The sequence below is a fragment of the Acinetobacter kyonggiensis genome (genome assembly GCF_900107285.1).
Lineage (GTDB): Bacteria > Pseudomonadota > Gammaproteobacteria > Pseudomonadales > Moraxellaceae > Acinetobacter > Acinetobacter kyonggiensis.
The window spans coordinates 1-26,222 of record NZ_FNPK01000017.1 but is presented as its reverse complement, the minus strand read 5'-3'; the positions used below and the strand labels follow the sequence as shown (position 1 = coordinate 26,222).

The window sequence follows — 26,222 nt, the reverse complement described above, 5'->3', positions numbered from 1 at the left end:
AAGAGGGGAGATTTATGTCTAATCACTACAAGCTTGAAGAAGTTACCGCATCTAATGATGAGGGAGATACTGTTATAATTAAGAGAATTTATGAACCAAAACCTAATCGTGGTTTAGATTCAAATATTGGCGGCAATATCTATCAACCATCAAATAGAATTGTTATTGATGGGCAGGTAATCAAACTTACCTTAGATAGCTGTTTTCACCATCCTAAAAATAGAAAAATATATTCAATCTAATGTGTAAATCTAAGTTAAAACCACCTTCGGGTGGTTTTTTATTATAAAGATTAGTCTTTTGTTTTAATTTATAAAATTGAGGGAGGAGAAAATAATAAAAAAGCTATTTTTTGGGGGGATTCTAGGTTTGGGCTTTTCAATAATGATTTTTGCAGAATTGACTCAATACACAATTGAGTAACTTTCTCAAAATAATGAGCTAACTTAGCCGAAATTAAGCGCATTAGTACAGACATTGATTGATGTACAACGTGAACTTGGTTATTTAGATAATATATTTCATGACCAAAGACAGGCAAGGACTGCTGTAAATCAATTACTTGGAACTGTAGAAAATTTTATATCTGAAGCAGCCAGATGATCTAAATCAAAAGTCAAATCCAAGCGATCAACAAGACAAAATGATGAAGTCATAATTGGCTCACAGAAAAGCTTTACCCGCACTCAAGCTGACAAAGATACAGACAAGCGAAATTACAGTTGAGCAAGATCCATGACTAAAATGGTGTGATTTACTTACATACATAACATTGCACAATATACCAAAAGCCTTTTTAATTGATTTTGAAAGTTGTAAATATGGGTGCAATTTTTAGAATGTCACAGTACTTTGAATAATTTTTTAGATAAGGAATATTATGAAATATATAACTATTTTTTGTTTAATTCTCTCACTTGGGCTGACAGCATGCCAAAAACGAGATACTGATACTCCAGAGCAAGATAAAACTACAAGTCCTCACTCAATAGATAAAGACAAGTCGTAAATGGAATCCGCTAATTAAGCAGATAGATCATTCGTTGGTAACATGATAAAGTTTTAAATAACTTAGTTTTATACTGTGTTAATAAGGCAAAGAAAGCTTTAAAATTGTTGAATTGTGACTATTAATACTAAATAGAAAGAAACACAATTTCAGAAAGAGAAAGCTGAGATGATCGAAATCTCAAGCGTTTACTTTGTTGTGTTAATGTTTTCCAACAAATTGAATTTCTGAAAAAAGTCATCAATAACACAAAATAAGTGAGTATGAGCTATATATGGCGCAAGTATTATAGTTACTAGAGTTGAGTTTGGTAACTCAACTGATGGCTCTTTTTCAAGTTTTTCTTATCCGCGATTCGGGTTAAATAATGTAAAAATAACAGGAATTTTCTATATGATGAAAAAACTAGCTGCCTTGGTATTTGGCTCTTTACTTGTGACGGGTTGTGCAACAACGCAAAATATTGAAAATGTCAGTACGGTAGGGCTTTTAATTTGCAAACCAAATGAATTGTGTCCCATCGTAACCGTCAGCTGGAATGAATCACATAAAGATTTACTTAAATTAAGAATGAGTTTGAATAGTACGAAAACTCAATATGATATTCAGAAAGTGATTTTTGAAAATGGACAGCAATCTTATTCATTTAGTCCTGTAAGCAAGACAGAGCAGGACTTTGTTCTTGGAAATTATCGTTCACGTAACAGTATTATTACACCTGTTAATCTCATGAATAATTTACGTGGCTCCGATCAAATTTTAATGAATATCTATACAGATAAAGGTGTTATTTCACGTTATGTCTATAAAGATGGTCAGGAAGCTCTAATTTATAAAGAATTTAAAAGTGTTTATAAGTAAGTGTTAATTCTTAAGAGTTAGTCAGTACATGAAGCCGTTCGAAAGAATGGCTTTTTTTCTTCGAGTCATTCATTTTGAAAGAAATAACTACAGAAGAAAAAATCCTCAATAACCAATAATATGTTAGAAAACATAAAAAGTTAAATTATATAATATTTATTATTTTGTGATATATGTCTCATTTATGTTCAATAGGTTGATGTTTATTGCATATATATGTAATATTTCAATATTGATTTCTTTTATATTAGAGACGACTATGATTTTTTGGGATGGAGAAAATGTACTTCCTGAACAGGCTGGGAATTTCAAAAAATATTTAAAAAATTACTTGGCTAAGTCAAACTATGAACACCTGCTAGATGACAAAAAATTCAATTATGACAGTACAAGTGATGAGTTTCTGGATGCCGATATCCAAGAGTTCTATCATCTATGGACTATAACTATTGTTTAAAATAAAATTCATTCTAATATTAAAAAACGTCTAAAAAGGACGTTTTTTATTCAAGGATATTGAATATAGTATTTTTAAAATCTTACACTGATAATCAGTTTTTAATGTCTATATTGCTCAATATGTAAGTCACTTTATCAAAAATACAAAATTATTGTTTTTTTATGTAAGTTTCTGAATTTTATTTTATTTAAGTTGAAAATAAGCAGGGTATATCAGTTTAGTCCAGTTGTCTTGTGACACTTTATCATTGAAAATTATTATGGGCTTAGTTCACCGAGAATAGACAGAATTTTTATTTTAAACAATTAAGAAATTGATAATTTATATATTTTTGATATCTTTATATTTTGCTAAGAACTTTTAAATGATGAAAAAAATTGTATTTTTGGGATTGATGATTTCTTCTCTTACAGCATGTTCAGCTATGCAAAACAAAAACACTGATACACCAAAGATCGATATAGCAAATCCTGCTAGTGAGTATTGTATTAGCCAAGGTGGAAAACTAGAAATCAAAGACGAAGCGAATGGTCAAGTAGGTTATTGCCATTTATCAAATGGTCAAGTTATCGAAGAATGGAAATTTTTCAGAGACAGTCAAAAAGAATGTTTACCTGAAAAGGCTCAGGAGTTAATAGGTCAATCTGCGCTTACTGATGATCAAATTAAACAAAAAACTCAATCTGAAATTATTCGCCGTGTTGCACCTGGTCAGCCAGTGACTATGGACTATCGTTCAAATCGTATTACAGTGACGATTGATCCAGTTTCTAAAAAAATCACACAGGCAAATTGTGGTTAATTTTTGATTATAATGATTAAAAGATAAAATTAAGAATATAAAACTTTAAAGCTCAACTTAGGTTGGGCTTTCGTTTGATTAGAAATAGGGATGTTAGATCAAGCCTACAATTTAAAAAATAAAAAAACTTTTATTGAAATAATTTGAGGTCAGGAAAGTTTATTGCTTCTTCAAGAAAACGATCAAATTGATGAATTCCATTGTTGGTCTTTACTCAAGCAATAAAATTCTAGCGATGCTCAGGAATCGGCTTAGTCACAGTGAATTTATCCTATCGCTGAATCGAATGTATGCACTGCAAGATGTAAGATTATTTTCCAAATCGGTATTTTGTCCAGAACCATCATGTTTAGAAATTTTTCTTTAAAATCTGTTGAATATGCCACTTAGCTATCGTGCTATATCTTTTAGGATTTAGCTATCAAGTAAAACTAAAGAATAATTTTATGCATTTTTTGCATGCCATAATTAATTTTTGCATTATCGTTTTTCCCAAAAAAAAGTAACACTTGCCGCAGTTAATTGCTCAATCGATGATTTTGCACCCAGCTCCTAGAACAAGCCTACGTAAATTGATCAACATGGAATGTCATCAATGCCTTGCTATAAAAGCAATAAACTTGATGCAAAGAAGATTAAAGAAGGAACTGTTTTTATGAACCAGAAAAAATTGCTCAAATATATTCTGATCGCGATGATATCGGGAATACTCGTTGGTTGGGCCTTTCATAGTATTTTAACCACTGCACAAACTACGGAAATCGCAGCATACTTCAAGATCGTTACAGATGTATTCTTAAGATTAATTAAAATGATTGTTGCACCTTTGGTATTTGCAACGATTGTTTCTGGTTTAATCTCAATGGGGAAATCATCTTCTTTAGGATCGATTACTTTAAAAGCGATGAGTTGGTTTGTTGGTGCATCGTTTATCTCCCTTTTGCTTGGGATGGGCTTAGCAAATTTATTCCAGCCGGGATCTGGAATGAACCTGAGCATCCCGAAAGAAGCCGTAGATGTGGGTGTCAGTGCCACTAGTCTAAGCTTACAGACATTTATTACGCATATTTTTCCGCGTAGTTTTGCAGAAGCGATGGCAAATAATGAAATATTACAAATCCTCGTTTTTTCAATTTTCTTTGGTTCAGCACTGGCTTATGTTCAGCATCAAAGCGAAGCTACCGTGATTGGTCGAATTGTTGATGAACTTTGCCGAGTCATGTTCCGTATTACAGATTATGTGATGGCTTTTGCACCTATCGCAGTTTTTGCCGCCATTGCGTCTGCCATTACTGTTCAAGGGCCTAAGTTACTTCTCGATTACAGTATTTTTATTGGACAGTTCTATGTCGGGTTGCTCATCCTTTGGACAATTTTAATTTCTTTCGGTTATATCTTCTTGAAAAAAGATGTTTTTAGATTGATGCGAGTGGTTCGTGAACCGACCATGTTGGCATTTGCAACTGCGAGTAGTGAATCGGCTTACCCAAAAACGATGGAAGCTTTAGATAAGTTTGGTGTGCCAAAACGTATTACCAGCTTCGTTCTTCCATTGGGTTATTCGTTTAATCTCGATGGCTCGATGATGTATATGGCATTTTCCGTGTTATTTATCGCACAAGCCTACAACATTGATTTGAGTTTTGCACAGCAGGCTCTGATCCTACTCACATTGATGATCACCAGTAAAGGGATTGCAGGTGTTTCTCGTGCATCGATTGTGGTTATTGCATCAACGCTTGCCATGTTTAAACTCCCTGAAGCGGGTATTTTATTAATTCTGGCTGTTGATCAATTCTTAGATATGGGACGTACTGCGACCAATGTCATTGGAAATAGTATTGCTACAGCGGTTATTGCCCGTACCGAAGGCAACAAGCATGATCTTCCTGAAGAAGAAGGTGTCGTTGTTGATACAATTGTTCCTGTGAATCGATTAGCTGATAATAGTTAAGGTGCTTCAGCAAGGTTTATATAAAATTAATGAAGTAACCACTTAAATAATTTAAAAGGTGATTTTTAAAACGATTAGCATGAGTTTATATTGCTAGACGTTTTTAAAGATCACCTTTTATTATGTGGATATACTATAAAAACTAATCTTAATATATTTCAAGTTAATGATGCATAAATAGAAAAAAATAAAGACCTAAAATTATTTAGGTCACTTAAAGAAAACATCAGTATTAATTTTATACTGCATATTAAATACACAGAAATATTTGTATAAAATCCAAGCAATCATGCATTTAATAAATAAATCAAATGTAACTTTATTCATCCTGTTTTGTTAATGTATTCCAAATATAGTTAATTCTATTTGAGAATGCCATTTCACGCCTAATAATATAGACATCTTGAAATAAATTATATTGATTACAATCAACTACTTTTAATTTATTCTCAGCAATCTCTTTTTCAACTAACAATTTAGGTAACCATGCGATACCTAAACCTTGTAAAACCAACTCTTTTAAATCACTAGCATTATCTGTTTCGTATAAAGTTCGATAATCTAATTTATTTTCAATCACTTCATCAACACAGTTTCTTAAATATGCTTGTTTACTATAAGCCAACAAAGGAAAGGGCTGATCTAATGAATATTTAGGAGTACCGTCATTATTTAATGTGGTCACTGGTAATATTTCCATTTCAACAATTTTATGGCATACGAAAAAAGAAAGATCGAGTTGTTGTAGCGTTTTTTGATCACAATAACCAATTAAAAAATCACACGAACCATCTTTAAGTAAACGCATCCCTTGTTTGAGATTAGCAGCAATAATTTCTAATTTTAAATCTTCCATGGTAGTTGATAATTCATGAATAAAGCGAGGGAAAAACTGCGTGATTAAGGAATGAGATACTGAAAATTTGACCGTTAATTCATTATTCTTAACATTCTTTTCTAGATACTTAATGGTTGTAGTGAGTTGATTTTGTATATTTTTTGAAGATGCTAATAAGACTTGACCTGCTTCTGTGAAATCAATATTTTTACTATATCGCTTTAAAATTTGGAAACCCAACGCATTTTCAATGTTCTGAATTCTACGCGTAAATGCAGATTGTGTGACGTGTCGTATTTCCGCCGCTTGGGAAATAGATTTTTCTTGCTCTAGTGCAAGTAAATCTTCAATCCATCTAATTTCTAAGGTCATCATTAATCCTTCACGCATACTTTTATAAATTATAATCTATTATGCAAAAAATGCATGCAGTAATATCTTTTTACATTAGAAAAAAAATAGCTGGCACTCTAATATAAATTCATTGCTACTCAGAGTCTATTTAAATGAACATTAAGATTAATACACGCACTGAAAAAGATTTGTTAGGTTATAAAGAAATTCCTGCTCATTGTTATTATGGTGTACAAACTTTAAGAGCAATAGAGAATTTTAATTTAAGTCAAAATAAGTTAAATCAATTTCCTGTTTTTATTAAGGCACTTGCAATGGTGAAATCTGCATGTGCACATGCAAATTTTAAATTGGATAAAATTGAAGAAAATAAAAATAATGCGATTCAATATGCTTGCCAACAGATTTTTAATAATCAGTATCATGATCAATTTCCAATCGATATGATTCAAGGTGGCGCTGGTACTTCAACCAATATGAATATTAATGAAGTACTTGCTAACATTGGTTTAGAATATTTAGAGCATTCAAAAGGTGAGTATCAGTATTTACATCCAAATAATGATGTTAATATGTCACAGTCTACAAATGATGTTTATCCAACAGCAATTAAAGTTGGATTAATCTCTGCAATAGATCAATTAAATACGCCATTTGAAAATTTAATTCAAAGCTTTAAACATAAGTCAGATGAGTTTTCTCATATTTTAAAAATGGGTCGTACGCAATTACAAGATGCTGTGCCGATGACTTTAGGTCAAGAATTTGGCGCTTTTGCAACCACGCTACAAAATGATTTGAATAAATTGAATCAAATTATGCCTGATGCTTTAAGTGTGGTGAATTTGGGTGGTACTGCAATTGGAACAGGGATTAATACCGAAGTTAAATACCGTGAGTATGCGATTGCTTCATTATCAGAAATTACGCAGCGAAATATTAGCAGCGCACCTGATTTAATTGAAGCGACTTCAGATATGGGTGATTTCGTTTTATTGTCTAGCTTGTTAAAACGTACAGCGACTAAACTGTCAAAAATCTCGAATGACTTACGTTTACTCTCTAGTGGTCCTCGTGCAGGTTTAAATGAAATTCATTTAGAACCACGTCAACCGGGCAGTTCAATTATGCCAGGTAAAGTTAATCCTGTTATTCCAGAAGCAATGAATTTAGTCTGTTTCCAAATTATTGCCAATGATTTAGCAATTACTTTGGCAGCAGAAGCAGGTCAATTACAGCTGAATGCCATGGAGCCTTTAATTGCTTTCAAACTGTTCGAATCTATTGATTTGTTAGGCAAAGCTATGCAAATGTTCCAACATAAATGTATTGAAAATATACGTGCAAATGCCGAACACTGCCAGGCATTGGTCGAAAATTCAATTGGTATTATTACCGCATTGAATCCGTATTTGGGTTATGAAACAACAACACGTATTGCTAAACAAGCCAATGAATCAGGTCAAAGTGTTTTAGCCTTAATTAAAGCTGAAAATCTACTTTCGGATCAAATTTTGGCAGATGTTTTAGCTGTCAATAATATGGTGCAACCTAAGCAATGTGCTTAATCATCCGTTTGAATTAATTGCTGTATAAGTTAAAAGGAACCTATTATTAGGTTCCTTTTTTTATCTGTAAAAGTATTTTATTGTGCAAAGCTATACCTAGTCAGCCCTAAATTTATCAATGTTTCTCATAAGCCCGTATTAAATTTTAATTATTGCAAAAAATCACAAACCATTTTGGTTTTTGTCTCTTAGCTTCCATGTTTATAGGCTTCAAGGCGTATTTATTGGCATTCACTTATCTGGCTATTTAATTGATTGTGGTTATGCGGCTACAAACAGGTACTATCTTCTTAGCATTAGTCGGACTATTTAACATTATTGGCACATTTGGAGCAGGGTAGTATGGTGGGAAATACGCTAAAACCAAATTGTTGATAGGTCTATATGGACTTCGAGGAATTGTAATTAGTGGTTTTTTACTGTTGCCTTTAATTACATGGGCAATCTATGGTCTTGGATGAGTTGGTGTTTATGTTGGATAAAAAACTTGACCTCAACTTAACTTGAGGTTTTATGCTGAATCTAGTGTTAATAATAAGTTAAATTGTGTATGAATAGCTTGAGTAAAACATTTTTGATTTATGGTGTCAGCAAAGGCCTAGGAAAAGCGGTAGCAAAGTTAATACCAGATTCCATAGATACGGTTTATGGGATTTCTCGTTCAGCTCCAGAAGGCATAGATAATTTAAATTGGATTTGTACTGATTTATCCAATTCTGAAGATGCGGTTTATAAGGTCAAAAAGATCGTAGGAGAGGAACAAGTAGATATCCTAATTTATAATGTGGGTATATGGGAAAATAATGCTTTTACAGAGAGTTATAACTTTAAAGAGGTTTCATCAATCGAGTTAAATAAAATAATAAATACAAATATAAGCACCTGTATTCAATCACTCCAATCTTTAATAGATAATTTAAAATTATCTGACAATGCTAAAGTCATACTAATAGGTTCAACATGGGGGGTGGATAATCATAATGGTAAAGAACTAATTTTCTCAGCAACTAAATATGCTTTGCTGGGTGTGGCTCAATCATTAAGAGAAATACTGCGTGAAGACCTGATAGGAGTAAGCGTTTTAAACTTAGGGTATTTAGCTACAGAGTATGAAATTGACGTTCCAACAGAATTGATTTTAGCAGAAACAAAGCATTCTTTAATCCCTTTATCTGATGTGATTCAAGCAATAAAATTTATCATTTCTACGACTAATGCAACTTGCGTGAAGGAAATATTGATGCCTGCTATGAAAGATAGAAATATTTAATTTTTACATAATTAGCATCATTAATCCAAATCTTGCTTAAGCCAATGCTTCCATAATTTGAATCATCGGCTTATTTTGATGACATAACTGATAGGCACATAATGAGGCATTGCTGACCAGAAGGCAAAGTGTAAAGCATGTAATGCGAGTTGATGTGCATTAATGAGATAACCATTCGTTGGTAACAAGGTAAATATTTAAAGAGATGACTTTGACACTGCTTTAATGAAAAGAAGAAAGCGTTGAAGTGATTGAAATGAGAAGATTTATACCAAATGGAGATGAACACGATTTCCGAAACTTTTAATTGAGATGAGCGCATTCTCAAATGCTTGTTACTGTGTTTCAAAAACTCCTAATAGGTTGCTTCAATTTTTTGAAAAAAGTCATCAATCATGCAGAATAAATATTTGAAATTGAATATGGTGGCTCAAGGCGTAGGTTGTGTGGTAACTCCTTAGTGGTCTTCAGCCAGCTTTTCAGGTTAGTTACGCTTTCGACATGAATTACATACCCATCATTTTTTTGCCACACCTCGATATTCGGCTGTGCAAGCTCAGCTTTTTTGGGTTAAACAAATTACATACCATAAAATGCTTAAAATGTGATCAAATTGACAAACAAGGCTGAACTTAGAATAGTTGTGCTCCATTTTTTGTTTTTAGGAGAAATGAGCCATATATCTGTAGTTAACTTAGAATATCTTCAGGTCAGTACAGAAATCTATCCTATCAGCGGCTTGTATCTGAAAAGGAGGTGTTTTCATGAAATTCGTGTTAAGCATTCTTTGCGGCTTCTTTTTTTTCGGTGGATTGCTTATTTCAAGTAATGTATCAGCGGAAAAGAAAGAAACTGTTCCTTGGGGTTGCGATGCTTATGGCTCATCTATGTGCTATTTCAGTATTCATTATAACTCTGGAGGAAACAGAAACTTCACAATGCATGGTGGTGAAAGGGACAAAGTTTCGGGTGTTGTACCCGTTAAAGATCAATACTGTGTATGTGTAGGTACACCAACACCTAGTGATCTAAACCAGTGTCATAATGGATATCAAGGAAAATTCTGTAAGAGAGGTACAGTAAACCGTAGTTACAACAATTAATGAGCTTCCACCTCATGGTGGCTATCATTGGTGTAGTCCTAGAGATTTTTAATCGATATTTAGATAGATAATTTCCCAGTGAGCGTTTTATCGACATGCTCATGTACAAAGCATACTTATATGCTTTGTACTAAAAGGTCATGTTGTGTCGGCAATACTTTGGAAACTGTTGGTTAAGCTTTCACGAGTATTCTAAAATAGATATAAACCCGCTATATAACATAATGGACGTTATATGAAATAGCCCTCAATTTTGAGGGCTATTTCATGCCAAAATTAACTGTGATTGAATCTTTCGACATTCAATTACTGTCCATCTAATTTTTTGCCATACCTTGATATTTGGTCGTGTAAGTGTTGAGTAAGTTACCGATGGATACATGTGCTTAATCAGCAGTCTAAGGTCATGTTTTCTCAAAATTTAATACAGAATTGTTTTTCGTGAAATGAGTTGTTGACGATAAATGATTGATAAAATTTCAATTCAATCTTAAATGTATGTAAATAAAAATGTATAAAACTGAAGAAATAATTTGCATAGCGCGGGAATATCCATGCAAAAGCGACTACAGTGTATTGATTACCATAAAAGTTATGGATTTTAGGGAGAATTAACAAAGAGTTTCTAAAAACTGATTGATATACATGCTAACTTCTTCAGCATGCTTTTCTGCTAAGTCATGTTTTCCACCCTCAATAATATGCAATTTAGAATTTCCTAATTTATAGTTTAGATGTTTTCCTACAGCAATAGGGCTTATAGAATCATCATCTCCCCATATCAATAAAACAGGAACATGAATTGTTTCAAGATAATCTTCATAATCAACATTCGTTGTCATGAACCAGTTGGGATATCGTGGATATTGCTCTTGGTATTCAGTACGCCAATCTTGAACATTAAAATGAGTCAAATCAATTCCACCTGAAGTTGCGATTAAAACCAGACCTTTAATCAGATTAGGATTCGTGAAGGTCTTATTAACTGCAAAAATCCCTCCCATTGATTGAGCAATCAGAATAGATTTGGATTGAATTTTGCTTGTGACATAGTCTTGTAAATCACTAAAATTATTTATATTTTGATCATTTTCAGAGGTTCCAAAACCCGGATAACCAATAATCTCTTTTTCATAATGTATGGGCAAAAAATCAATTAAAGGATTCCAAAAATCCATATTTCCAGAAGCCCCAGGTAAAAATACTATTTTATCCATTTTTTCATATACTTAAATCTTTAAATTATTTAAAGCCTATCTCTTATAATGTAATTCGTCTAGATGTTATTAACCAATTTAAAGATCATCTAATTGTTGATTTGTTACTGGTGTTGTTATATATATTATTGAAATATAATGTTTTTTAAATTTATGATTAGGCTTTTCGATAAAACAAAGCAACCATGTATTTGCTTATGTTATTGAACTGATACTTTTCAGGCGCATCTCTTTAATCCGATGATCCTGAAAAGTTCTCTGTTTATATTCTACATGACCTGTGGTTTGTGGTGAGCTTGTATATTGATATTGAGTGTGCTGAGTATGCACCTAAATTATGTAATCTAGGTGTCTTTCTGAGGGCTGTGACTGACTCTAAATACGAATTCTGATTATGCTTGGAGGTTGATGACTTGCCCACTTAATTTGTATTTTTTTCAATCCAATCAACTAAATCATAAATTTTTTCAGCAACTTCAACGCCTTTTTTTGCAGATAATGAATATTCTACATGTGGAGGAATAACGGCATATTCCTTACGAACGATAAAACCATCATTTTCTAAATCACGTAAAGTTTGAGTCAACATTTTTTCACTAATACCATCAATTTTTCGTCTTAATTCACTAAATCGATGTGTCCCTTTTCTTAAACTAAACATGACGAGTACCCCCCAACGATTGGTTAAATGCATTAGCGTAACTCTAGAGGGGCAATTTTTTGATAGAACATTTGCGACCAAGCAAGATTCATCCGTGTTCATATATTTTCCGCCATAAAAGAGCACTTACTTTTTTGTAAGTACTTACAAAAAGTAACTGTCTTATTTACTATAACAAATATCGCCTGAAATGTACGGTTCTTCGCACATTTCAAATCATATTTTTATTGATGAGAGTACGTTTATGGCTTCTCCAATTTTACATTGGATTATCGATCCTATCTGTGGCTGGAGCTATGGTGCATTACCTTTAATGAATGCAGTCGAAGAAAAATTTCCAAATCGACAGAGTCTACATTTGGGTGGACTTTATAGTGAAAATCACCAACCACAAATGACAGCAGCAATGCGTGCACAAATCATTCATTATGATGAGCAGATACATCAACTCACAGGTGTAGATTTTGGAGATGATTATAAAAATGGTTTGCTTGCAGATACAACATTGATCATGAACTCTATCCCTGCAACTCATGCGTTACTGAGTATTCATCAAGCTTTAGGGCATGGCTCAATGTTGTCGCTCTTAAATTTAATACAACAGGGTTACTATCAGAATGGCCTAAATGGCACACAATACAGTGTGCTTGCTCAACTTGTTTTGCAGTTAGGTATTCATGAAGATCAATGGTCAAAATATTTAGAGGCAGTAGATCAGAAGTTTATGCATCAAAGTATTCATCAGACACGTCAATTGTTATCACGTGTGCGTGGACAAGGCTTTCCAACCTTGGTGTATGAAAACCAATCTGGCGAAATGAATAAGATACCAATACATAAATTTTACAATAAACCACAGGACTTGGTTCAGTTTTTCGATCAGCAATTGCTTAAAGCTTAATTTAATTTTAAAGAGAGACAACAATATGAAATTACTTATTCAATCACTTCTTGTGAGTTCAATGGCACTGAGTGCTTCAGCTTTTGCAACGGAGTTAAGCTATAAAGTTTATAACCCTCAAGCACAAGGTATTTTCCCTGTTACATCGACTCTAATTTCTGGTGAAAAAGAAGCTGTGCTTGTTGATGCACAATTTAGTATCAACGATGCAAAGAACTTAGTTAAACTCATACAGGACAGTGGTAAAAATCTTAAATATATTATTATTACAGCAGGTGACCCAGATTATTATTTCGGCTTAGAGCCACTTGTACAAGCATTCCCAAATGCAAAAGTGATTGCAACACCTGAAGTAGTCAAACATATTGAAGCAACTAAAGATGGCAAGTTTGCCTATTGGGGTCCCATTTTGAAAAATGGTGCTCCATCTCAAGTGATTGTTCCTAGTGCAATTGAAGATAAAACGATTGAGCTAGAAGGTGAAAAAATTGAGATTAAAGCGCCAGGTAAATATGCTTCTTATCTTTGGGTTCCAAGCAATCGTACAATTCTGGGCGGTGTTGGTTTGTCTTCAGGGATTCATTTGTGGACAGCAGATGCACAAACGAAAGAAGCACGTGCTGAATGGCGTAAAACGGTGAAACAAATGAATCGATTACATCCACAGGCTGTAATTCCTGGACATTATATGGGTGAAATTCCTTCTGCAACAAAAGCCATCGACTTTACCTACAAGTATCTTGTGGATGTCGATAAGGTTTTGAAAGATCATAAAGATTCAGCATCAGTCATTGCGGCCTTAAAAGAGAAGTACCCTAACTTGGCAGAAGAAAGTTCTTTGGAGTTAAGCTCCAAAGTACTTACAGGCGAAATGCAGTGGAAATAATTTAAGCGCAATTCATGTTCTTACAATTATCTTTTCTAGAATTATTGGTAACTTTTAAGGTTTTATTTGCATACAACTTAATCCATACAATGGATTAAGTTGTATGCGTTAATTTGTTTATTTCTCTATAAATTAAATCCATAATTTAAATTAAGAGGATTTGTCCTGATTATTTGCATTGTTCATACCAAGCCTGCACTTATTTTTGTGAGCTAAAGTCAGCACATTTTTTGCATAGTTTTAGATAGAGAAAAACCCCAAAATAAAAATAAGGAAAATATTATAAATTATTAAAAGTCATGATCTATTGACCTTGGTCTAACTCCATAGTTTTGAATAAAGATAATTAAAACGACAGAGGTCATTATGGAAAGATTGTTGAAAGAAACCCCTATTTTGGACTATAACCATATTTTAATAAAAAATTTAATAGAGCAAAGAAAATGGAATGAGTTAGGTGATGTAGATAAAGTAAAAAATATTTATAATTTTGTTCGAGATGAAATACAGTTTGGTTATAACACTGGTGACACGATACAGGCTTCTGATATTTTAAAAGATGGCTATGGCCAATGTAATACAAAAGCGACTTTATTGATGGCACTGTTAAGAGCAGTCAAAATACCTACTCGGTTACACGGCTTCACTATTGATAAAGAGTTACAAAAAGGTGCCATTGATGGTCTCTGGTATAAGCTTTCACCTAAAAACATTTTGCATAGCTGGGTAGAAGTTTATGTGAATGAACATTGGTATATCTTGGAAGGGGTTATTCTTGATAGGCAGTATCTTCAAGAATTAAGAAACATTAATAAAAACATGACTAAGACATTCTGCGGTTTTGGAGTTTTCACTGATAATTTTGATAATCCGCCTATAGATTGGAATCTAAGTGATACTTTTATTCAGGATAAGGGGATTAATCAGGACTTCGGTCTATTTGATAGCCCTGACGATTTTTATAGAAATCATCAACAAGAACTTAGTTATATTCAAAGTCTCTTTTTTAAGTACTTTATAAGACATTTAATGAACAAGAATGTAAATACAATTAGGAATAAACAGCGTTAGAATTTATTGACGATAACTCGTAAAAGCTGAATAAAATTCCAACGTACTTTCGAAATTATTGAGGTTGTGAAAGTTAGCGAAGATCTAAGTAAATAAAGTTTAAGTATATTGTTTTTAAAAATAGGGCAATCTACTTCTATTAATTTGGTGAAATAAGTATGTTTTGTAATGTGTTGAGATAAAAATAGACTAAGTTAAAAAAATAAGAGCACGTTTGTGTGCTCTTATTTTATACAAGGTCAATTCATGCTTAATGGAAAACTGTTTCCAGTGCTTTTAAACCTACTTTCGGATCGAGCAGACCATTATAGATCTCTGGAATTTCACGCTCTACGCCAAAGAATTCATAAATCGCAATCATAGCGCCACGCACAGAATATTCCACAGTGAAGACCACATCATCTTCAATTTCAACAAACTGACCTAAAAAGGCAAAGTTTTGCGAACCATGAGGAATCACCAAAGGACGATCACCTAATTTTCGGCATGCGAACAGGGCGGATGCATACGGCATCATTGCTGTTGTCACATCGGTTGTTTGCAACACATGCTCTAAAATGTCATCAAAGCCCAGCTGTTTGATGAGTTCAGTTAAAATTTCTTTACCAGTGGCTTCGCTCATCGGTTTTTTGATGTAATCGCCGATATGGTCAATTTGGAAGCCGTAGCCCCATAGGGTATACATGCCTTCAGGCAAGTCTGGAAAATGTGGCTGTGCTGGAACGACAATGGATAAATGCCAACCTGATTCAAACCAAGTCATCAATGCGCCAGTGCCTGGTTCATTGCCAGTGTAATCAATGATGCGTTTTAACAGCACATCATCTTTCATGGTTAGGGTGAATGACTCCCACTTATGTTCATCGACATTGCCATAAAAAGTCATTGGACGGCCAAAGTCAGGTGCTTTCTTAGCCAATGTATCCCAAAGTGTCCAGCCATGATCCAAACGGTCGCGGATTAAAGCGGGTACATCATCATTGCCGCCATAACGAGAGTCGGCAGTAATGGAGCCTAAAGTGAAAATGGCTAAGTCGTGCGCTTTCAGCTCGATTTGCTCTGTACCTTCAGGTAATTTCACGTATAGACGTGTAGCACGGCGTTCTTGAGTTTCTTCATCAGTAATGAAGTCTGCATCGGTCACATAATTGCCAAAGCGCACATCTACGCCTTGCGCCACCAGCCAGCGTTGTAGCGGCAGAATCATGGAGTCGTATTGATTGTACTTGGTGCGCTTGACACCTGCGAGCGTATGAATACGTGGTAGTTCCTGAATAAAACGCAAAAAGTAGCGGCGCAGTTCTGCTGCACTATGCCACTTTTGAAAAGCGAATGTTGTGCGCCACATGCGCCAAAAATTGGTTGCAAAAAAAGCGTCATCAAAAAACTCATCAATGCGGCGGCTACCGATTTTTTCTTCTCTCGATGCCAATAAGCGCAACATTTGCGCACGGTGCAATGTATTTAGTCCGAGTTTTTCTGCATCTGCAATTACATGCTGTGCATCAATTAAACGCGCTTGAGCATGGGTTTTCACTTGTTCGTTAAACTCACGGCATTCTTCACGTACAGAAATTTCAGGATTTTCTAAAGAGGGAATGCTGGAAAATAAGTCCCATAAACATAAATAGGTCTCATCGGTCAGCATACGTCCACCACGTGTCACCCATGCTTGCGCTGCATGTGGAGTAGGGCCGCCATCCATTGAACCGCCCGATATATCCAGCTCTTCTAAAATATGAATATTTTTTGCAGGCACTTTAGCATCGCGAATTGCAAAAGCTGCTGCTGCCATGCCAGCAATACCACCACCGATAATCCAAAGATGTGAGTGTTGCGCATCCAAAAGATTGCGTTTCTTATTTTGCATTATTAACCCCTCATTGATTTAAAAATTATGTGTTAAATGGTTTAAAGCCATAAAATTAGTATGTCTTTTTATATATGAAAAATGTATGAAAGTTAAAGTAATTTTATACAGTTTTTTGTAATCAATAACTTAAGTTTTATGGTCTTTTTGGATTTTTAATGAACATTATTAGATTTTAATATATTCTTAAATTATTGAATTAGAAAAACTTACTGAGTCTTTACTCTATTTTGTTTGGAAGACCATCCAAGCTTTTCAATAATACACAACTGTATTTTTATTTATAAGAAAAATCTATGGTTGATGATGAGGAGGCTGTTTAAAAAAGAATAGATCACTTACATAACCTGAATCGTGTTCATTGAAATTTGGTATCAATGTTCGCAGTTCAATAATTCCAAAGCTTTCTTCTTGTCATTATTTAGTTTGCCCAAAGAGCATATAATCTGGTGACGAGTAAGTCTTGGAGTCTCTTAGATTACTTCACAGGTATTTATGTAATTTTGTGTGTTTATTAGCTCTGCCATAAAAAATAAGCCAACGATTCAAATGAGCGAAGCATTGACTTAAGCTGGATTCAGGTTATGTATTTTGACATGAAATGTAGCCTTTAAATTAGACTGTATGTCCAACTTTTGGGGCAGATTAAGCAAAGGCTTTGTTCGTAAGTTATGCTAATTTTTTAAGCATATTTCTTATAATCCGCCCATGTGCAATGGATACTGGGAGCATATAAATTTTTCCAAAAAAATTGTACGTTACGACACTTGTTGTAATTTTAATTTCATTCTTGTACTCAGTACATGCATTAATTTGCATAGCAACTAACACACTCAAATGCTTATCCGTTGACTGGAGAAACAATTCATTATCTGAAATTTTAACCACGTCAAAGAAATCTAATTTATCATTTAATTTTGCTGGATGAATTGTGGATGAGCCAAATCCTTTAATTGGCTTTACACCTCCTAATCTATAACTTAAGAAATCTCTAATCTTAAAAGCAGTATTTAGCCAAGCAGATGATTTATGCGTCATCATGCTATAAGCTTGAATTGCGCTAATATTCTTGTTAATAATTTGCGTATCCTCATGAAGGAAATTTAACTCCTTAACAGGTGCAACCAATCTAGATTTACGGTTTTCTATATTCAATTGAAATACTCTTTTAGGAATTTATTTTTTAGTTAATGTATTGATTAATTTTTAATATTTATAAGTACGTATTGTCAATTTTTATTTTTTATTCTTCAATATGTGAAAGCTGATATTTGTGCGTAATGACAAATTGATTGTGGAACTCGGCTTTATTTTAAATAACGCTGAGCTGGCAAATGTCCAATAAAAAGTATTGTCTGCAACTGAGATTTTGGCTGAATTGTTGATGGATTATGAAAAGCATGATTAGTCATACATTACTGTGCATCCTTAGATTAGGCTGCACAGCATATTCGATCAGTACGAAGGTGAATGTTGGGAGATATGTGAAAGTCCACTAAGTTGATCTAACATTAGTCGGTTTTGGAGTTAGTAAAATCATGACGACTAAACTAATAAATAAGCATGAAATGATTCAAATTTTTTCTTTGGGTAGAATGGCAAAGATCATTATAAATAGAAGATGTTTTGTCGATAATTGATATTTAAAAAACATGTATTTTAAATAAACCATTTTATATACAGGTATTTATAATTATTATTCAGTTGCCGTTAAAAATATAAAGTGATGAGTATGGCATTGTTTTTAATAGACGTTGCACAAAGAGAATATCAAAGGATGGGAGAAACAGCAGATGGTCACACAATTGAGGCAGCACACCCTACATCCTTAGATACGATTCATATAAATGTAGGGTATTAACATGGCTAACTCGCATTAGGCTTATGATTCTAGAAAATCCATATTCGTGTAAAAAAATCTTTTATAAATAACTTTAATTGTGATGTATAATTAAAATCACCAGCAAAGTGTGACTTATATCACGTTTTTAAGAAGATCTGATAAAATATAGGTTTATCACTGTATAAAATTTTATTGGCTCATAATTTTATTCTTTCTTAAATAAAAAATTGATAATTTTTGATATAAAAAATATATTAATTTAATTTAAATATCATGTGAATTTAAAATTAAATTTTTTTCTATATAATGATTTCTTACAATTTAATAATAATTAATAATTAATATTTTTTAATTTAAAACAATGGGATATATTTTTACCTGAAATAAATAAATATAAAAATGTTGATGCAGTTCTCACTTTTATGATCTTTTGTGATTTAATATTTATTAGATAAATTAAACATTACTAAATGAAAAATAAATAAACATCTTAGATCAAAGGGTGGTAAGAATTATGAAAATATCAGTGATCAATGTTGGTTTATTTTGTGTATGTTTTCTGAGCAATGCTTATGCAACCTCTGATGAGTGGAGTCAGCGCTGGAAAGCATCAAGTAGTCGCACCAATGATAATTTAGTCCAAGCAAATCTCATTGAGCTTAAGGATTCAGATTATTATTCTGGACTGGGAAAAACCACAATAAACAGCACATCGACAAGTTCTATAGGTACACTTAATTCATCTACTAGCAATGTAAATGTAAATGGTTCAAACAACGGTGTAGATATCTCGAATGATACTGCAAATGACGGCTCTGTAAATTCAACTACCACTCAAAATAATCAGCAATGTCCTAACTTAAGCACCCAACCAGGGGGACAATCACTATGTTGAATTTTCCTTGGTTGAATAGAAGAAAAATATCTTCTGTGAGCATCACGATCCTTTTTAGCCATCTTCTGACAGGATGTACTGGTATGGCTCTTTCAAACAAGGAGCCTGTCAGCCTTGTACAAGGGCCACCTATTACTGATATTTTTACGCCTTTTGATATGGCCTTATCCTGTCTGAAAGGACAACTGCGCAATGATGTTAGTTTTTCTGTTGGTGCGATTCTAGACCAAACAGGCAAAGATGTTGTAACGAATGGTGGTAGTGGAAAAATGGTTACGCAAGGCGCTGGAGATATGGTGCAATCTGCATTATTTCAGGCGGGTGTTAACTTATTGAATCGGCGTGATCCTCGTATTATAGAAAGCGAAGCCAAGTGGGGAATTCGTGACCCAAGGCAAATTCAAGCTTCTGATTATTATGTGACAGGTAGTATTAACAGTTTGGATTTTATTCCCGGTGGCGGTTTTGACATGCAGATAGGCGGTGTTGGCCCCAATTATAGTCAAACTCGCATTATGGTCGGTTTAGATTTATCTCTGACAGATACGCGTAGCAGTAAAGTTGTTGCTAATGTTTCGCTACAGAAGCAAATTGCAGCACAGGATTACGGCATAAATGCAGGCAGGTTTGCTGGTCATACTTTACTGAACATTCAGATTGGCAAAGGAGAGAGAGAAGCGACCAACTTTGCTTTGCGTCAAATGTTGAATTTGGCTACTTTTGAATTGCTCAGTCAGGTCATTCCACCCGTAACATTTGAAAGTTGCCGCGCTGAAATACCACCTGAATTTGGCAGCTTAAGTTTAACGCGAAGTTCTGTTGCCCTGTATAAATATAAAGAAAGCCAGCAGAAAAACACTGTGGATTCAAGTGGGTCTCTTCTGGACTCTTCATCAGATAAAACAAGTTCATCGAATGAGAAAAATAAATCTACAAACTCACCAAACAAAGATACGCAGCCGCATAAAAATAAAGAATCTGACCTGATTAAAAATCCTGAAGGTGATTCTGAAATGAGTAAAAAGGATCTGATTAAATATATCAGTATGAAACAGCACTCATCTTCAAGCAAAGTGAATGAGGGAAAAAAAGAAGATGAGAAGGCTCAGATGTTATGGGATGTAAATCCAGCAATGATCGAAAATTACTGGTCAACAACTCAGCGTGATTAAAAGATATATAAAAATGGGCTCGCTCCCATTATAAAAAGAGGTGCTTAGCGAGAAGTACTTCAAAATTAGAAAAGAAAACTAGAAAAGGAAATTAACCATGAATAAGACTATCACAACAATCGCCTTATCCGTCGCCTTCCTGTCCAGTGCAGCTATGGCAAATCCACAAGGCAACCACGTCACTGTAGATACTGGTTTGCAAGGAACTCTACAACTTTTAACTCAACATGCCAAAAATGGTAGTGCACTTAACCTTGCAATCAATACCGCTAATATTGATGCAACTGTCAACATAGATGGTCGTTATAATTCACTCAATAATGTTGGAGACAAAGTCGCGGCAGAAACTTCAGCAATTGGTGCAGTGAACACAGGCAGTATCAATTTACAGCAAGGCAACTTCAGTGCTGTTACTGCGGGTACATTCAATGGAACTTTTGCCGCTGAAAAAAATGCATGGCATGAGGTAGAGGGATGGCATAATGAACAGTCATCTGAACTCGAAAGCTCTATCAGTGCAGGAGTGAATACTAGCTATTATGATCAATTCTCTACAACGCTGAGCAATTACAGCGCAGCAAATTTAGCCTTTAATTCAGGCGCTATTGATGCATCTGTAAATGTAGACGGAAGAGTGAATCATATTGATGGCATCAAAACTTCAGCAATCGGTGCTGTGAACACCGGTAGCATTACAGTGACCGTAAAGTAAATCAACCCTTCAACATGATTCAAGGTCTAACTATTAACGGATAGTTAGACCTTTTTTATTTTGGAATAAATTTACATTTGAATGCAACAGTTTTTTTTATTTACTGATATTACGTAGTCAATGGGCCGCCAATTTAATCCTGTCTCAGATGCGAGGTTTACTTATAGAAGCTAGAAGCGAACACTTCTACTTGGGAATAGCAGTAGATGTTGAATCTGCATTTTTAACTTGGTATAGCCACAAATATGTTAAATAAAAACCTATATCTCTATCATACAAAGAATTATTCTCTATTTAGTGCGACAAAAATAAATTGGAGATAAAAAATGTCTGCTCGGTTTTTACTGCCCATTGCGAGTTCTGCCATTGTATTGGCACTAACAGGATGCGCTTCACCATCTAGCTCTCCAATCACAGACAGCTATGGCCCACAACCTAATTTGCCTGAACCTAAATCAAGTTTGCTGCCTACGGTTAATATTGCTACTGCCAAAGGCTGGCCTGCGGGTATTATGCCAACGCCTACTACAGGTTTAAAAGTACAAGCATTTGCGGAAAAACTTGAACATCCGCGCTGGCTGTATGTGTTGCCGAATGGTGATGTGCTGGTGGCCGAAACAGATGCGCCATCTAAGCCTGATGATAGCAAGGGAATTAAAGGAAAAATAGCGCAACTGGTGATGAAGCGTGCAGGGTCATCGTATCCGAGCGCCAACCGCATTAGCTTGCTCCGTGATACCAATGGTGATGGTATCGCTGACCAAAAAACCGTATTTCTACAAAATTTAAACTCTCCATTTGGCATGGCACTGGTAGGAAACATGCTGTACGTGGCCAATACTGATGCCTTAATACGCTTTTCTTACCAAGAAGGTGCAACTCAAATTACAGTAAGCGGAACCAAAATATTGGATTTACCGGGTGGTACGTTAAACCATCATTGGACCAAAAACGTAATTGCCAACCCTGCGGGCACCAAACTTTATATTACTGTTGGCTCAAACAGTAATGTAGCTGAAAATGGGTTTGACAAAGAAATGGGCCGTGCACTGATTATGGAATTTGATATTGCCAGTGGCAAGGCACGACCGTTTGCGACAGGGCTGCGTAATCCAAATGGCATGGATTGGCAATCTCAAAGTGGTGCGCTATGGACAGTCGTGAATGAGCGTGATGAACTGGGCAATGACTTGGTGCCCGATTACATGACTTCAGTTAAAGATGGTGCTTTTTATGGCTGGCCGTATAGCTATTATGGTCAACATGTAGACACACGGGTAAAACCACAAAATCCTGAGTTGGTCGCGCGCGCAATTAAGCCTGATTATGCACTGGGTAACCATACAGCATCGTTAGGCTTAGCATTTTATGCTGCCGAATTAATGCCACAATATCGCGGTGGCGCGCTAATTGGTCAGCATGGCTCATGGAATCGTAAACCGCATAGTGGTTATAAAGTCGTTTTTGTGCCGTTCCAAAATGGTCAACCTTCTGGTAAACCGCAAGATGTATTGACTGGCTTTTTAAACGATAAAGGTGATGCGTTTGGGCGGCCTGTTGGTGTAGCGGTGGATTTTTCAGGGGCTATTTTGGTCGCCGATGATGTGGGTGATATGATTTGGCGTGTATCACCAGTTGGTGCAACGACTTATGAGAGTCCAATGAATCAAGCACCTTAAGGTGCTTGATTTAAAATTTGGATATCGACATTGAAATTTACAGTTTTGCCGCGCCGTGCGCTATTCCGCATTTGATAAACTTGCAGTGTATATTTCCCCGTTGATGGTAGAACCACTTCTCCAGCTGAGCCTGCTGTAGAACCAATCCATAAGGCTTCAGCTTTATCTGGCTTATCTTCTGGTGCATAAATATTGATATATGCTAAGTCACCCGTGCTGGTTGTTTTAAATTTCAATCGTTGGCCTGCTTTGGCATGCAGTGTATAAAGGGCATCATCATAGCCTTTGAAAGTACCTTTTAAACTTGCGCCATAAGTACCTTTTTTGAAAGTCACAGGTGTTTCTAATGACTTTGCAACTACAGGAGCAGAACCTAATGCCACTGAAGCAGCTAAAATAGCGAGGCTTAAACTCTTTTTCATTTTATTGTCTCAAATAATAAAATTATGGATTTAGCATATCATTTTCTGTCGGTCTGAATTTAATTATGCGATTAAACGATGAGTTTATTTCTTTAATTTTAAGAGTGTATCTGCTTCCACGATGGAAGCTTTTTGTTTAGATCGCTGCCATAGACATAATTCACGTCCAAGCTGGTTTTTCATATGCGCTTGAGGATAGCGACCTTCTAAAACTATAGCAGAATATCCCACACGATCATCAAAGGGCATAATGTCACTGACGACCTTTGTATTTTTTAATAGACTCGCTTTTATACAAGCTGGGTAATACCCCCATTTTTAATTGAACTAATGGGTAGAAAATCCAAAGCCCTTGTTATTGTTTAAAATTAGGTGGACAACCATTTACTGACATATGAGGTCGTTCATGATTATAAAAGTACTGCCATAAGGTTGTACAGTCTTGAACCTCACTAAGCTCTCTAAATAAATATTGGTTTAGGCATTCGTATCGAACTGTGCGATTAAATCGTTCAACATAGGCATTTTGTTGAGGGTTACCTGGCTGAGTAAAGATATGCTCAATATCATGTTGATCACACCATTCTTTCATTAAATCGCTTATATATTCAGGCCCATTGTCGGATCGAATATGTTTAGGTTTGCCTCGCCATTCAATTAATTGGTTAAGCCCCCGCAGAACACGTTCAGCCGGTAATGAGAAATCAACAAGGATATCTAACGATTCTCGATTGTAATCATCAATGACGTTATGCACACGGTAGCTACGCCCATCACTGAGTTGATCATGCATAAAATCCATTGACCATGACTCATTCTTAGCTGTTGGTACTGCAAGGGTTTCTGGTTGTTCTCGCTTAATTCGTTTGTTGGGTTTAATCCTTAAGTTAAGTTCAAGCTCTTTGTAGATCCGATATATGCGTTTGTGATTCCATCCATAACCTTTTACATTGCGCAAATACAGATAGCAGAGTTTAAAACCCCACGTTTTATTTTCATTTGTTAGCTTAATCAACCACTCAGCGATTTGAACATTTTCCTCTTTCAAAAGGGCCTTATAGCGATAACAGGTTTGGCTAATATTAAAAATTAAACAGGCCATGCTGATAGAAATCTTAAACTGCTCAGCAGCCTGCTGTGCAAGAGACTTCCGCTGAACTGGCCTTAAAACTTTTTTGAAAGAGCATCTTGTAAAATGTCAGATTTAAGCCGCTCATCAGCATACATACGTTTTAAACGGGCATTTTCAGCCTCTAATTCTTTAAGCCTAGTCATCATGGAAAGATCCATTCCGCCATATTTAGACTTCCACTTATAGAAAGTTGCGGTGCTCATTCCATGCTCACGGCAAAGGTTTGGAACAGGTGTTCCTGCTTCAGCTTGTTTCAAAATACTCATAATTAAGCTGTCTGAATATTTAGATATTTTCATAGAAAATCTCCTTAAATCAAGGGTATTCGATTTTCTACTTTTAAGTCCAATTATTTGCGGGGAGCATTACCGCTGCTTTAAGCTTTTGATCATGTTTTTTCCATGCATCGGCTGAACTGGCTTGAGCGGTGTAAGATGTACAAATTAAACTTAATAAAATAAAAATTATCCGTTTCATTCTTTTTATTACCTTACTTTAAATATTAAATTTAATAATACAGAGGTCATTCAATTTTTAAGAGTTAATTTACAATACTTAAAACTGTTTATTTAACTTTATGCTTACTCTTTCTTCTTTAGACACTTTTTCGCATTGTTATCCAAAAGGCAGTCGCATGTTTGGTCATATTCATCGAAAAATTTCCAACTTTTTTGTGAGCTAAAGTCAACAAACTGTGTATTCACTTGTCTTTGTCATAAAAATTACATAAATTTTGATACGCTATATGAATGGAAGATAGTGCTCTCTGAGTGTAAATAAAAATTGGTGTGTAATTTTAAAATTTGAAGATGCTTACGTTGCAGATTATCCGAACGATCACAAAGCCTAGGCACATCAATATGAATAGCTAGAAATATATTCCTTAAAGAATGCTTTTTAACGTATATTGACTAGCGTTCAATGTATATAACTACAAAATCTAATAATCATTGAATGCTATTTTTGCAGTCTCAGGCTGTGTTATTTTCTTTTTAAGGTGTATTTATGAATAAATTTAATATTAGTGTGAAGGATCAATTTGGTGTGCATTACGCCATTGAAGCAACCTTGGATGAGGTTGTATCAAGTACTGTCAAAACATATGAACGAATAAAATATATTATTGTCGATAATGAGGTGATTCGCCCTAGCTTTGAAATGCTTTTTCAAAGTACAAGCAGCGGAAAAATATTTAAAATTATTAAACCTTAAATGACATAAATATATATGCCTATCTAGGGCGTGTCATCAATTAGGTTGATAAAATCTGACGCGTCCTTATTATTCTCTTATGACTAAACGCTATGCATTAAGAGACGATCAATGGGAACAGATTAAAGATCTGTTACCTGGACGAACAGGTACGGTTGGTGTAACCGCCAAAGATAACCGATTATTTGTTGAAGCAATACTATATCGTTACCGCTCAGGTATCCCGTGGCGAGACTTGCCTGAACGCTTTGGTGATTTTAGAGTCGTGCATACTCGCTTTAGCCGCTGGGCTAAAACAGGCGTGTGGCAGAGAGTTTTTGAAGTGCTGTC

At 34.8% G+C, this 26,222-nt stretch carries 27 protein-coding genes and 3 pseudogenes; 20 read left to right on the top strand and 10 right to left on the bottom strand.

The window, feature by feature from the left end:
* Nucleotides 1-14: 14 nt before the first annotated feature.
* The 6 genes from BLV99_RS12970 (at nt 15) to BLV99_RS12950 (ending at nt 5,086) form a co-directional block, all read left to right on the top strand.
* Nucleotides 15-242, top strand: coding sequence for a hypothetical protein (locus tag BLV99_RS12970; RefSeq protein WP_086185848.1), 228 nt, complete (start codon nt 15-17; stop codon nt 240-242).
* A gap of 638 nt (nt 243-880) precedes the next feature.
* Entirely contained in the window at nt 881-1,009 is a 129-nt protein-coding gene (locus BLV99_RS18740) for a hypothetical protein (protein ID WP_413772580.1), read from the top strand.
* 393 nt (nt 1,010-1,402) lie between these two features.
* A complete protein-coding gene (locus tag BLV99_RS12965) occupies nt 1,403-1,870 on the top strand; it encodes a hypothetical protein (protein ID WP_092691378.1) in 468 nt (155 codons plus the stop codon).
* 259 nt (nt 1,871-2,129) lie between these two features.
* A complete protein-coding gene (locus tag BLV99_RS12960; protein ID WP_086166691.1) occupies nt 2,130-2,327 on the top strand; it encodes a hypothetical protein in 198 nt (65 codons plus the stop codon).
* Nucleotides 2,328-2,697: 370 nt separating this feature from the next.
* Nucleotides 2,698-3,132 carry an I78 family peptidase inhibitor gene (locus BLV99_RS12955; protein ID WP_092691470.1) on the top strand — a complete coding sequence of 145 codons (435 nt, stop codon included), beginning with the start codon at nt 2,698-2,700 and terminating at the stop codon, nt 3,130-3,132.
* A gap of 655 nt (nt 3,133-3,787) precedes the next feature.
* On the top strand, nt 3,788-5,086 hold the full coding sequence (locus BLV99_RS12950; protein WP_092691468.1) for a dicarboxylate/amino acid:cation symporter: 1,299 nt from the start codon (nt 3,788-3,790) through the stop codon (nt 5,084-5,086).
* Nucleotides 5,087-5,405: 319 nt separating this feature from the next.
* Here the strand turns inward: BLV99_RS12950 and BLV99_RS12945 are convergent, their stop codons facing one another.
* On the bottom strand, nt 5,406-6,296 hold the full coding sequence (locus BLV99_RS12945; protein ID WP_092691466.1) for a LysR substrate-binding domain-containing protein: 891 nt from the start codon (nt 6,294-6,296) through the stop codon (nt 5,406-5,408).
* Between the two features lie 134 nt (nt 6,297-6,430).
* On the opposite strand from BLV99_RS12945, the gene BLV99_RS12940 reads away from it, so the two are divergent.
* From BLV99_RS12940 to BLV99_RS12930, 3 genes and pseudogenes are all read left to right on the top strand, one after another.
* On the top strand, nt 6,431-7,846 hold the full coding sequence (locus BLV99_RS12940; protein WP_092691375.1) for an aspartate ammonia-lyase: 1,416 nt from the start codon (nt 6,431-6,433) through the stop codon (nt 7,844-7,846).
* A gap of 142 nt (nt 7,847-7,988) precedes the next feature.
* Nucleotides 7,989-8,304: pseudogene (locus tag BLV99_RS18515) on the top strand (MFS transporter); the annotation flags it as partial.
* 92 nt (nt 8,305-8,396) lie between these two features.
* Nucleotides 8,397-9,116: an SDR family oxidoreductase gene (locus BLV99_RS12930; RefSeq protein WP_092691372.1), complete on the top strand. Its 720-nt coding sequence runs from the start codon at nt 8,397-8,399 to the stop codon at nt 9,114-9,116.
* 122 nt (nt 9,117-9,238) lie between these two features.
* Here the strand turns inward: BLV99_RS12930 and BLV99_RS18510 are convergent.
* A pseudogene (locus tag BLV99_RS18510) lies at nt 9,239-9,540 on the bottom strand (IS982 family transposase); the annotation flags it as partial.
* Between the two features lie 340 nt (nt 9,541-9,880).
* On the opposite strand from BLV99_RS18510, the gene BLV99_RS12925 reads away from it, so the two are divergent.
* Nucleotides 9,881-10,219, top strand: a complete 339-nt coding sequence (locus tag BLV99_RS12925) for a hypothetical protein (RefSeq protein ID WP_086185917.1) — start codon at nt 9,881-9,883, stop codon at nt 10,217-10,219.
* Nucleotides 10,220-10,830: 611 nt separating this feature from the next.
* Here the strand turns inward: BLV99_RS12925 and BLV99_RS12920 are convergent.
* Both BLV99_RS12920 and BLV99_RS12915 read right to left on the bottom strand, forming a co-directional pair.
* Complete coding sequence (locus BLV99_RS12920) at nt 10,831-11,436, bottom strand: alpha/beta fold hydrolase (RefSeq protein ID WP_092691369.1); 606 nt, start codon at nt 11,434-11,436, stop codon at nt 10,831-10,833.
* 421 nt (nt 11,437-11,857) lie between these two features.
* Nucleotides 11,858-12,199 carry a winged helix-turn-helix transcriptional regulator gene (locus BLV99_RS12915; protein WP_092691367.1) on the bottom strand — a complete coding sequence of 114 codons (342 nt, stop codon included), beginning with the start codon at nt 12,197-12,199 and terminating at the stop codon, nt 11,858-11,860.
* 142 nt (nt 12,200-12,341) lie between these two features.
* Here BLV99_RS12915 and BLV99_RS12910 point away from each other — a divergent pair, with 142 nt between their 5' ends.
* The 3 genes from BLV99_RS12910 (at nt 12,342) to BLV99_RS12900 (ending at nt 14,955) form a co-directional block, all read left to right on the top strand.
* Nucleotides 12,342-12,998, top strand: coding sequence for a DsbA family protein (locus BLV99_RS12910; protein ID WP_092691364.1), 657 nt, complete (start codon nt 12,342-12,344; stop codon nt 12,996-12,998).
* Between the two features lie 25 nt (nt 12,999-13,023).
* Nucleotides 13,024-13,884 carry a Vmh family MBL fold metallo-hydrolase gene (locus BLV99_RS12905; protein ID WP_092691361.1) on the top strand — a complete coding sequence of 287 codons (861 nt, stop codon included), beginning with the start codon at nt 13,024-13,026 and terminating at the stop codon, nt 13,882-13,884.
* Nucleotides 13,885-14,250: 366 nt separating this feature from the next.
* Nucleotides 14,251-14,955, top strand: a complete 705-nt coding sequence (locus tag BLV99_RS12900) for a transglutaminase-like domain-containing protein (protein WP_092691358.1) — start codon at nt 14,251-14,253, stop codon at nt 14,953-14,955.
* 250 nt (nt 14,956-15,205) lie between these two features.
* On the opposite strand, the gene BLV99_RS12895 is transcribed toward BLV99_RS12900, so the two are convergent.
* Together BLV99_RS12895 and BLV99_RS12890 are read right to left on the bottom strand one after the other, a co-directional pair.
* Nucleotides 15,206-16,825 (bottom strand): oleate hydratase, encoded by a 1,620-nt coding sequence (locus BLV99_RS12895; RefSeq protein WP_092691356.1) that lies wholly within the window; start codon nt 16,823-16,825, stop codon nt 15,206-15,208.
* Between the two features lie 669 nt (nt 16,826-17,494).
* Nucleotides 17,495-17,980 (bottom strand): DUF2867 domain-containing protein, encoded by a 486-nt coding sequence (locus BLV99_RS12890; RefSeq protein ID WP_092691354.1) that lies wholly within the window; start codon nt 17,978-17,980, stop codon nt 17,495-17,497.
* A 1,202-nt stretch (nt 17,981-19,182) separates the two neighbouring features.
* On the opposite strand from BLV99_RS12890, the gene BLV99_RS12885 reads away from it, so the two are divergent.
* From BLV99_RS12885 to BLV99_RS12870, 4 genes are all read left to right on the top strand, one after another.
* Nucleotides 19,183-19,563 carry a hypothetical protein gene (locus BLV99_RS12885; RefSeq protein ID WP_086185784.1) on the top strand — a complete coding sequence of 127 codons (381 nt, stop codon included), beginning with the start codon at nt 19,183-19,185 and terminating at the stop codon, nt 19,561-19,563.
* The gene (locus BLV99_RS12880) at nt 19,557-20,735 is read left to right on the top strand and encodes a CsgG/HfaB family protein (RefSeq protein ID WP_092691351.1); all 1,179 of its coding nucleotides are present in this window, start codon (nt 19,557-19,559) and stop codon (nt 20,733-20,735) included. The genes BLV99_RS12885 and BLV99_RS12880 overlap by 7 nt, the downstream gene beginning before the upstream one ends.
* Before the next feature lie 97 nt (nt 20,736-20,832).
* Nucleotides 20,833-21,447, top strand: a complete 615-nt coding sequence (locus BLV99_RS12875; RefSeq protein ID WP_092691349.1) for a hypothetical protein — start codon at nt 20,833-20,835, stop codon at nt 21,445-21,447.
* A gap of 326 nt (nt 21,448-21,773) precedes the next feature.
* On the top strand, nt 21,774-23,126 hold the full coding sequence (locus tag BLV99_RS12870) for a PQQ-dependent sugar dehydrogenase (protein WP_092691346.1): 1,353 nt from the start codon (nt 21,774-21,776) through the stop codon (nt 23,124-23,126).
* On the opposite strand, the gene BLV99_RS12865 is transcribed toward BLV99_RS12870, so the two are convergent.
* From BLV99_RS12865 to BLV99_RS18260, 4 genes and pseudogenes are all read right to left on the bottom strand, one after another.
* Nucleotides 23,123-23,548: a PPC domain-containing protein gene (locus BLV99_RS12865; RefSeq protein ID WP_092691343.1), complete on the bottom strand. Its 426-nt coding sequence runs from the start codon at nt 23,546-23,548 to the stop codon at nt 23,123-23,125. The two genes, BLV99_RS12870 and BLV99_RS12865, sit on opposite strands and share 4 nt — an antisense overlap.
* Before the next feature lie 84 nt (nt 23,549-23,632).
* A pseudogene (locus BLV99_RS12860) lies at nt 23,633-23,848 on the bottom strand (hypothetical protein); the annotation flags it as partial.
* 55 nt (nt 23,849-23,903) lie between these two features.
* A protein-coding gene (locus tag BLV99_RS12855) for an IS3 family transposase (RefSeq protein ID WP_092691341.1) occupies nt 23,904-24,979 on the bottom strand; the annotation gives its coding sequence in 2 pieces (ribosomal slippage) (nt 23,904-24,727 and nt 24,727-24,979; 1,077 coding nt in all).
* Between the two features lie 40 nt (nt 24,980-25,019).
* The gene (locus BLV99_RS18260; protein ID WP_167356334.1) at nt 25,020-25,157 is read right to left on the bottom strand and encodes a hypothetical protein; all 138 of its coding nucleotides are present in this window, start codon (nt 25,155-25,157) and stop codon (nt 25,020-25,022) included.
* A 289-nt stretch (nt 25,158-25,446) separates the two neighbouring features.
* Here BLV99_RS18260 and BLV99_RS18735 point away from each other — a divergent pair, with 289 nt between their 5' ends.
* From BLV99_RS18735 to BLV99_RS12845, 3 genes are all read left to right on the top strand, one after another.
* Nucleotides 25,447-25,530, top strand: coding sequence for a hypothetical protein (locus BLV99_RS18735; protein ID WP_425283558.1), 84 nt, complete (start codon nt 25,447-25,449; stop codon nt 25,528-25,530).
* Nucleotides 25,531-25,685: 155 nt separating this feature from the next.
* Entirely contained in the window at nt 25,686-25,892 is a 207-nt protein-coding gene (locus BLV99_RS12850) for a hypothetical protein (RefSeq protein WP_092691339.1), read from the top strand.
* Between the two features lie 79 nt (nt 25,893-25,971).
* On the top strand, nt 25,972-26,222 hold a 251-nt coding region (locus BLV99_RS12845), incomplete at its 3' end, for a transposase (RefSeq protein WP_139243526.1).